The 8,759-nt window shown below is 54.2% G+C and carries 9 protein-coding genes; all 9 read left to right on the top strand.

The annotated features are described in order from the left end of the window. Positions 1-90 precede the first annotated feature (90 nt). The 9 genes from MKMG_RS09560 to MKMG_RS09520 all read left to right on the top strand — a co-directional run bounded on the left by MKMG_RS09560 (position 91) and on the right by MKMG_RS09520 (position 8,719). Entirely contained in the window at positions 91-2,391 is a 2,301-nt protein-coding gene (locus MKMG_RS09560) for a protein kinase (RefSeq protein WP_165077576.1), read from the top strand. A 97-nt stretch (positions 2,392-2,488) separates the two neighbouring features. Beyond that, entirely contained in the window at positions 2,489-3,748 is a 1,260-nt protein-coding gene (locus MKMG_RS09555) for a COG1361 S-layer family protein (RefSeq protein ID WP_165077575.1), read from the top strand. Positions 3,749-3,759: 11 nt separating this feature from the next. Continuing rightward, positions 3,760-4,434, top strand: a complete 675-nt coding sequence (locus tag MKMG_RS09550) for an ABC transporter ATP-binding protein (protein WP_165077574.1) — start codon at positions 3,760-3,762, stop codon at positions 4,432-4,434. Further along, complete coding sequence (locus MKMG_RS09545; protein ID WP_165077572.1) at positions 4,431-5,642, top strand: ABC transporter permease; 1,212 nt, start codon at positions 4,431-4,433, stop codon at positions 5,640-5,642. Before MKMG_RS09550 ends, MKMG_RS09545 begins: the two co-directional genes overlap by 4 nt. Positions 5,643-5,747: 105 nt before the next feature. After that, positions 5,748-6,137: a hypothetical protein gene (locus MKMG_RS09540; RefSeq protein ID WP_165077571.1), complete on the top strand. Its 390-nt coding sequence runs from the start codon at positions 5,748-5,750 to the stop codon at positions 6,135-6,137. Between the two features lie 305 nt (positions 6,138-6,442). Beyond that, positions 6,443-6,832 (top strand): DUF4258 domain-containing protein, encoded by a 390-nt coding sequence (locus MKMG_RS09535; RefSeq protein ID WP_165077569.1) that lies wholly within the window; start codon positions 6,443-6,445, stop codon positions 6,830-6,832. 227 nt (positions 6,833-7,059) lie between these two features. Next, entirely contained in the window at positions 7,060-7,758 is a 699-nt protein-coding gene (locus tag MKMG_RS09530) for a cupin domain-containing protein (protein ID WP_165077568.1), read from the top strand. 120 nt (positions 7,759-7,878) lie between these two features. Further along, positions 7,879-8,079 carry a cupin domain-containing protein gene (locus tag MKMG_RS09525; protein ID WP_165077567.1) on the top strand — a complete coding sequence of 67 codons (201 nt, stop codon included), beginning with the start codon at positions 7,879-7,881 and terminating at the stop codon, positions 8,077-8,079. Positions 8,080-8,167: 88 nt separating this feature from the next. Beyond that, positions 8,168-8,719, top strand: coding sequence for a hypothetical protein (locus tag MKMG_RS09520; protein WP_165077566.1), 552 nt, complete (start codon positions 8,168-8,170; stop codon positions 8,717-8,719). Positions 8,720-8,759 lie beyond the last annotated feature (40 nt).

Here is an 8,759-nt window from a genome sequence, read left to right as displayed (position 1 = left end):
GCAGACGAATAGAGAGAACCGGCGTATATGATAAACCAAAGGAACGAACGGCACAAAGGAAAGCAAATCGACAGGAGCACCTGCCCTGTAGTGACGCTCTTCGCCGTCCTCCTCCTCCTTCTCGCAGGCATGATCTGCACGACCGCGGGCGCCGCCACCCTGAGTGTTGGCGAAGACGGGTATGCGACCATTTCAGGGGCGCTCGCCGTGGCCATGCCGGGGGACACGATCCTCGTTGAGAGCGGCACCTACTACGAACAGCTCAACATCAGCGTCCCAGTGACGATCACCGGGGTTGATACCGGCGGAGGATTCCCCGTGATCGTGGCAACGGATGGGGAAGCCGCCATTGTGCTGGAAGCCGGGAGAACCATCATCGAAAAACTGGTCATCACCGGAACCAGCCCCTGTGGCATCTTCGTACATTCGGATGGAAATGTCATCATGGGTAACACAATATCTCCCACCCTCCCTGAAACCGGCATCGGTATCTGCATCTATGACGCCGACCGGACTCTGGTGACCGGAAACCATATCGAGGGGCCGCATCTTGGCCTCCTGATCACCGAATCGGACGGGACGGGTGTGTATTATAACGATATTGATGCCGTCACCGGTGCGATTTCGTCCTCTCCGGAGACTTCCTGGGTATCACCAGTCATTTCCTATGAATATGGGGGGACTTCGTTTGAAGGGATACTGGGAAACCACTGGATTGAATATACCGGAACCGATACCAACGGGGATGGCATCGGAGATGGGTCATACTCTCTTTCGTTAACCCCCAATGGGGTGTTCCGCAAATCCAATGAAGGGAAAGAACCGGATCCCTTTGAACGGAGGGCATTCGATCTGATCGGAGGGGTCGCCGGAATTGTCACCGTGGAGGATGATGCCCCCCTCGTTGCCGGAATCGATGCCTACACTATTATGGTTCCCTGGGATGTGCAGGGTAATCTATTGAAACCCGGAGAACTTCTGCGGCCCGACGGGACGGTTGGCCACTTCGCGATTCCCTGGGAACCGAAAAAAATGCTATGGCCCGGCATCGCCTTTCTGGGTTCCCTGCTTGTTGCCGGTGTGCTCACGGTTGCTGATCGCCGCGCCCGCCACCGCAGTGTCCTGAACCGCAGCGGACACACGACACCTGTCCTGACTGCCGGGTACACCATCCTTGCCGTTCTCTGCAGTTCAGCGATGTTTCTGACCGGTTTCCAGTCCGTTTTGATATTCGGGAATCTGGGGAGTTCAACTCCCATCGTTGGCGGACTGGCATTTCTCTCAGTGGGGGGTATCATCCTTGCCGCCACAACCGCAACAGAGAGATCGCCCCGGTATCTTCTGGGTGCTTATCTCATCGCCGGAGGTATTGTCGCATTTACTTCGATGGGTCTGGTAATTACCGGCACCGGCGGTCCGGTCGGTTATATTCCCACACTGCTCTCTCTGACTGCAATCCTCGTTGGGTTCTATCACCGTTCCCGACTTGTGCCTCCGCAGGTACCGGAAGACACAGACGAGCGTACCCGTATCGCTCACGAGGGCGACCCTTTCGATGAGACCCGTATCATGGACACCCAGCTGCGTGATGTCTATTTCCCTGCCACTCTCGCGGACCGCTACCGCGATGTGACGTTCATCGGCAAGGGCGGGCTCGCACGGGTCTTCCGGGCGGTCCGGCGGTCAGACGGGGCCGTCGTCGCGGTCAAGGTCCCCATCAGCTTTGACGAGACAACCGGCCGCATCTTCTTAAAGGAGATGAAACTCTGGGAAGGACTCGTCCACCCGAATATCGTCCGTCTCTGTTCGGTCAATATCCTGCCTGTGCCCTACGTGGAGATGGAGTATGTATCGCGTTCCCTTGCAGACGTCAGCCTGCCGCTTCCCCCGACAGAAGCGGCGGTGATTGTCGAAGATATCGTCCGCGGCCTCGCCTGTGCCCACGACCACGGCATCATCCACCGCGATATCAAACCGCACAACATCCTGCTTGCAGAGGACGGCACAGCGAAGATCACCGACTGGGGTCTGGGGACGATGATGGGCGACGGGCACGAGTCCTCCATCGTGGGCTTTTCAGTGCAGTACGCAGCACCGGAACAGATCGCCCCCCGCCGCTTCGGGGATGCCGATACCCGGACTGATATCTACCAGACGGGGATTGTCTTCTACGAACTGCTGACCGGACGCCGTCCGTTCGACGATGGGGGACTGGGCGAGATGACAGACGCCATCCTCGGGGAGACTCCCGCCCTGCCGTCGTCCCGTGCCCCGGCGGCGGCACCCTGGGACAAGATCGTGATGCGCTGCATTGCAAAGGAGAAGGAAGCGCGCTACCCCTCGGCCGTAGCCTTGGAAGAGGCGCTCTTCACGGTTTTGAAACGTCAGTGAAACCCCGCGGTTTCATGATGCCACTCCTCTCATTTTCTTCATATATACCTGTCTGCGGGAGACGTTTCTCTGTATAATAATATACAGAGGCAGACACATGAATCATCGAATATGTATTGCACTGATCATCCTTGCGGCGTTCTGCGGCATTGCGGCCGCGGCGACTGATACCGCATCAGACCCTGCATCCCAGATATCGGTCACAGGGGTAACAAAGTCCCCTGAGACACTGATGCCGGGCGACCAGGGATTTATCACGGTTCAGATAACGAACTCCGGCGAAGAGAGCGCCTCCATTGACCGGGCCAAGCTCTACACCAATGACCTGACCGTCGTCAATGACAATGCCTACGAAGTCGTCGGCGACATCGGCGGGGGAAATTCAATGGAATTTACCTTCCTGGTGTTGGCCGGTCCGGGTGAGGGGATCTGCTATCCGTCCTTCTACCTCGACTTCAGCTCGGCAGGGTCACTGCGCTCCTCCATCCCGGTGATTGTGGATGACACCGGCCCGCAGGTCTCCCTCCTGGGAGTCCCCGATACCTTTACCGGGGGAAAGACCGAGGAGATCACCGTCCTTGTGGGTAATCCCCGTGAAGGTGAACTGAGCGCCATTACCATTACGCCGGTAACAGACGGCATAAAGAGCGATCAGACCAGCTTTTTTGTCGGCAACCTTGAACAGGACGAATCCGCAGAGGTTCTCTTTGAAATCACCCCGGAAGAAGAGGGTGACCTGACCTTTGTGGTAGACTACCGCAGCGGCATCAACGAGCACAGCACCACCATCTCTATTCCCATGACCTTCGGGACAGACAAGACGGGTGCAGATCTTGTGGTAAACGAGGTTGCGGTGAGTGCGTCCGGTGCGACCTCCACGGTATCGGGCGATGTCACAAACGCCGGGCTTGAGGAGGCATACTCTGTCATGGTGACGGTGGGAAGCCCGGCCACTCCCACAAACCCAAACCCTGTTGCGGTCATCGGTGCCCTTGAACCCGACGACTTCTCCGGGTTTGAGGTGACGTATACAATGCAGGGTACCGGGCAGGTGCCGCTGCTTGTCACCTACAAGGACGAGGACGGCAATATCTACGAAGAAGAGTTTTATGTCAGCGGCACAGCGGCAGGCACAGCGACAGAGGGTGGCGACAGATCAACCGACGCTAAGAATTCCGCAGGAATGCTGGGCGGCAGGGGTAGCGTTGGATCCATGGGAAGCGGCTTCGCCCAGATTCCCTTCATACCCATCATCCTCGGGATACTCATCATCGCAGGCGGCCTTATCGCATGGAGAACAGGCCACCTTGCACGGGCACGTGACGCTGTCCGGGCCCGTCTGCACAAAGAGAAGTGAGGAGAAACACGATGGGCTCCACACCGGTTATTGCGCTTGAGAACGTGCGCAAAATATACCCTCTCCCCTCCGGAGATGTTCACGCACTCGACGGGGTCTCTCTTGCGATTGAGAAGGGGGAATTTGTCGCCATCATGGGGTCTTCCGGCTCAGGCAAATCGACTCTCATGAACCAGATCGGCTGCCTGGATGTGCCGACCGAAGGTACTGTCCGTATCGAAGGGCAGGATATCGGCCAGCTCAGTGACTACGACCTGACCGCACTCCGCAGGGATTCGATCGGCTACATCTTCCAGAAATTCAACCTCATTCCCCTGCTCACCGCCTTTGAGAACGTCGAATACCCGTGGCTTCTCAGGCAACGCAGGTATGACGACACCGGGCGGGTGCAGCACCTGCTGGACCAGGTGGGCATTGACGCCGCACTTGCCGCCCACCGGCCGTCAGAACTCTCCGGCGGTCAGCAGCAGCGGGTGGCGGTCGCACGGGCATTGGTCAACGAACCGGCTATCCTGCTCTGTGACGAACCGACTGGCAACCTGGACTCAAAGACGAGCACGCAGATCATGGAGATGCTTGCAGCACTCAACCATGAAGGCAGGACGGTCATCATGGTCACCCATGATGCGGCGACCGCGGAGTACGCCGACCGCACGATCCTGATACAGGACGGGAGGATTGCATGAAAAAACCGGACATCATATTCCGGCTCTCGCTGCGGAGTGTGCGCCTGAACCTCTTACGATCCGTCCTTGCGGCCCTCGGCATCGTCATCGGCGTTGTTGCCATCGCATCCATCGGGATGATCTCTGCGAATATGACCCTCTCGGTCGCCGAGGAGCTCTCGGCAACGGCGAACGTTCTTGTCGTCAAACCTGACACCGGCAGCGGAGACAGCGGGTTTGGCCGGGAAAGCGAGAGCAATGATGACGAGGACGATTATCTGACCAATGACCAGTTCAACGATATCAGAAAGGCTGCGGGCTCCTCGTATGTGTATTACCTCTACTCGGAGAGTGATGACATCGAGACGGGCTCCACCAGTGGCCGTGCGACCATCTACGCGATGGACGATGAGGCGATGAAGGATATTCTCAGCCTTGCCGAAGGGAGTTTTCCTTCCACGACCTCACAAGTCGTCGTCGGACCGGATTTCGTTGAGCGTTACGACATCGAAGTCGGGAGCAAAATTACCATCGGCGATGAGGACGATGAAGAAGGGGAGGTGACTGTCCGGGTGACCGGCATCCTGGAAGAACGGGGTATGTCCATGGACATCAGTTCGGACAATGCCATCATCACGGCGGAGAAGTTCTTCACCGGCCGGTATGGTGGTGAGGACGAGTACACGCAGGTGAATGTGGTTGTTGACGATATTAATGACATTGATGCGATAACAGAGAGCATCGATGAGTCGCTGAACAGAAAGGACGACGAGGTACAGATACAGGACAGCAGCCGGATGCTGAATACCATCTCCTCAACGCTGGGCACGCTCACGAGTTTTGCCCTTGCCATTGCGGGTATCTCCCTTTTGGTGGCGGCGGTCTCCATCTTCAATGTGATGATGATGTCGGTCACCGAGCGGATACGCGAGATCGGCATTCTCCGGAGTATCGGGACGCAGAAAGACGAGATTCTGCGGATGTTTGTGTATGAGGCAGCGATCATCGGTATCGTGGGTGCAGGCATCGGGGCGGTCCTCTCCCTTCTCATCGGGTATGTGGTCGTCTTCGGGATGGTCGGGACGACAGAATATTTCTTTGCCTGGGACAGCCTCGCAAACGTTCCCGAAGGAATGATCGTCGGTGCCGTCATCTGCGTCATATCGGGTGTCTACCCGGCATGGCGGGCATCGAACCTAGATCCGATTGAAGCACTCCGGGCCGAATAAGAACACCCGGAATCATTGTGCAACCTCACGGTTGCATCATCATCTCCTCCCTATTTTATGCATTTATACCCCTCCGCATGAACCGTATGAACAGAGGCCCGGGGGGTGTACCAACCCCTGCCGGACCTGACAAAACAGGAGATGAACAATGTGAAGAAGAGCAGAACAATTGTGCTTGCACTGACCGGCCTTGCCGTGCTCTGTGTCTGCGCCGCCATGGCAGCACCGCCTGCCACGGGCGACCGGGGCATGATGATGGAGGACGGCAGATGCCAGGATGGCAGCAAGAATATCACCAGAGGCAATGGCACAGCGACAGAGGGTGACGGCCAAGGTGCCACGGGCGACCGGGGCATGATGATGGAGGACGGCAAATCAACTGATGCTAATAATCCCGCAGGAAGTGATTCACAGTCGACACAGACCCCGGCGCCGTTCTTTGTTGTAATTCCGGCGGTATGCATCGGACTGATTCTTCATCTGAAGAAGAAGTGATCTCCAATAGAAACCGTATTCCCCTTTTTTGCATATTACCGTAACCCCGATAGGTCCTCCGTTCCTGAATGCAGCAGGCATATAATTATTGCCGGATGTTCCCGGTATGGCGGGCATCGAACCCTGACCCGATTGAGTCCTCAGGGCTGAATTATTTCCTTCCGGGATCATCGTGCAACCTCACGGTTGCATCATCATCTCCTCCCTATTTTATGCATTTATACCCTTCCGCGTGAACTCTATGAACAGAGGCCCGGAAAGGTATTCCACTCCCTGCCCGGACCCGACAAAACAGGAGATAAAAAATGAAGACGAGCAGAAAATTTGTACTTGCACTGACCGGCCTTGCCATGCTCTGTGTCTGTGCCGCCATGGCCGCACCGCTTACTATGGGCGACGGGCCAGGACGCGGAGATATGCAGAAGATGAGCATGCAAAAGATGATCCAGCAGATGCAGGAGAACGGCACATGCCAGGATGGAGCATGTGATGGTAGTAAGATACACTTCGCCCTCCAGAGGATGGCAGCAAACGGCATTGACACCACCGACCTTGAGACGGCTCTTGAGAACGGTGACCGTGAAGCTGTTCATGCATTCCTGCAGGAGAAACGGCCCGCAGACGCACCCACGAAGGGCGAACGCATGCAAAAGAGGTACAGAACCATTTCACCAATGTCAGATTCCGATGAATAATCACTCTCCCCGGACTCAACAGAGACAGGGGGAATTCACCTCCCTCCACCAATCCTCTCAATATATCCAGGCACACTGACCCACAAACCACAGGGCCGGCGCTTCCACATGAAGGGTTTTATGACAGGGCAGGGCGGGAAAAAATCTTCCCTTTCTAAAATACCACCCTCCTGCACTCCACTTTAGATTGGGCAGGATTTATTTCCCCTCCCACATACTCATTATCCATGCACAGGGTTGTCTGTCTTATTTTCATCTCTACACTCACGCTCCTCTCTGCCGGATGTCTCACGGAGAGTTTCTCTCCGGCAGAGGATGCAGGCATCCGGCTGATCACTCCAGGAGATGGCATCTCCATCTTTGATGGTCAGGGACGCTATATTGGGCTCATCGGCGAGGAAACACCGGATGTCACGGCAAACTACAGCCTTGGCCTTGTCACTATCCCGCCGGGCAATGCGACAGCTACGCACCGGCTGATCGAAACTTCGGAATTTGTATATCTGACTGGAGGAGAGGCAGAGATACGCTGTGACAACACGACAGTGACCGCCCGCGAAGGGGAGGTGGTGATTTTGCCGGAAGGGGTTTTGCAGTCGATAGCCGCGGTCGGGGATACTGAACTCCACTATATTGACGTGATTCAGCCGCCCTTTTCATCGGCGGTTGAGGTGTCAGGCGATGAACTGGCAGAATATACATCCGGAACAGATGGTGTTGGAACAGACAATCTTCCCATCGTCATCCCCGATCCACGGGAAGGGATTGAGTGGGATATCGGGTCTGACATGATGATCTACACGCTCGCAAATCCGGTGCTGATGCCTGAGATGAATTTACCTATTGAATACAGTGTCGCATACGCAGAACTCCTCCCCGGAGGGTCTGCCGATTACAACCGGCTCATCGGTGCATCTGAATTATAGTGGCGAACGTTTCTTTTTGAACTAATAGTAAATGCGATTAAGCGTTTACTATCGTTTAATTTCAAAAATAAACGTTTGGCATCATATGGAGAATACCAGATATTCTTAGAAGTCTGGTTTTTGACTATAATTTACGTTATTGAAGGCGAAGTTGAGGCATTCACCCCTGATGGAAATGTTGTCCGGGTGCCTGCCGGAAGTGCTGCATATATTTCGCCGGACCAAGTGAAGGGCTACCGGAATGCCGGAGAGTCGCTGGCAACGATTCTGAGTTTTGTCGATCCGGCATGGACACCGGAGAGGAGTATTGCGGTGGAGTGATTTCCTGATCTATTTTTTATTGAGGGTTTTTTGAGGGCCGAGATTATTTGAATATATTTATTGTAGATCATTCCGACATTATTTTTATATGGGGGATAATCTGGCTTTTTTGGATATGGAATTTGGTCATATTCATGGAACAAAGAAATTAATTTATTTTCCAATTGAACTTGGGATCGTTGTTTATGATCCACATGGCGATAAAATCATTGAGACCATCTCGAAACATTTTTCAAAGGATATTGAAGTTGAAAAATGGAGAAATAATACGAATGAAATGATGATGACGATTCAGCCATCGTTAGTCGAAGTGGCAAATCTGCACAGAAAACACTACGACATTGAATATAATAAAAATCGTATGGTGGAGATGGAGGAGATACCGGACCTGCTGAATCTGGCAGGTTCCGTATACAATGAACTGGGTGTATTTCTACAGAGTATTACATCAAAACATGATATTCAGCATTGTTTTGTCTATGGGGGGAAAAAAGATATTTTGTGCATCAGGAGATCAGGATATCAGGCAGATGAAAATAACATTATTGATGTCCAGGAAAAGATCAAACAGATGATGAAGATGCATACGTCATCGGTTAAGGCCGGCGTAACACTGCCAAATCCTCCATATTTCGCATAGATATTATTCAAATGCCAAAATATCAGCTGAAAATTGTCCC

Source organism: Methanogenium sp. MK-MG (genome assembly GCF_009914725.1).
Classification (GTDB): Archaea; Halobacteriota; Methanomicrobia; order Methanomicrobiales; family Methanomicrobiaceae; genus Methanogenium.
The sequence above is the reverse complement of the archived record's forward strand: the minus strand, read 5'-3'. Positions and strand labels throughout refer to the sequence as shown.

What these genes read in the sequence shown, in the direction of transcription:
- MKMG_RS09550 (WP_165077574.1), top strand. Translation starts at nt 3,760, where the DNA reads ATGGGCTCCACACCGGTTATTGCGCTTGAGAACGTGCGCAAAATATAC.
- MKMG_RS09555 (WP_165077575.1), top strand. Translation starts at nt 2,489, where the DNA reads ATGAATCATCGAATATGTATTGCACTGATCATCCTTGCGGCGTTCTGC.
- MKMG_RS09545 (WP_165077572.1), top strand. Translation starts at nt 4,431, where the DNA reads ATGAAAAAACCGGACATCATATTCCGGCTCTCGCTGCGGAGTGTGCGC.
- MKMG_RS09530 (WP_165077568.1), top strand. Translation starts at nt 7,060, where the DNA reads ATGCACAGGGTTGTCTGTCTTATTTTCATCTCTACACTCACGCTCCTC.
- MKMG_RS09520 (WP_165077566.1), top strand. Translation starts at nt 8,168, where the DNA reads ATGGGGGATAATCTGGCTTTTTTGGATATGGAATTTGGTCATATTCAT.
- MKMG_RS09535 (WP_165077569.1), top strand. Translation starts at nt 6,443, where the DNA reads ATGAAGACGAGCAGAAAATTTGTACTTGCACTGACCGGCCTTGCCATG.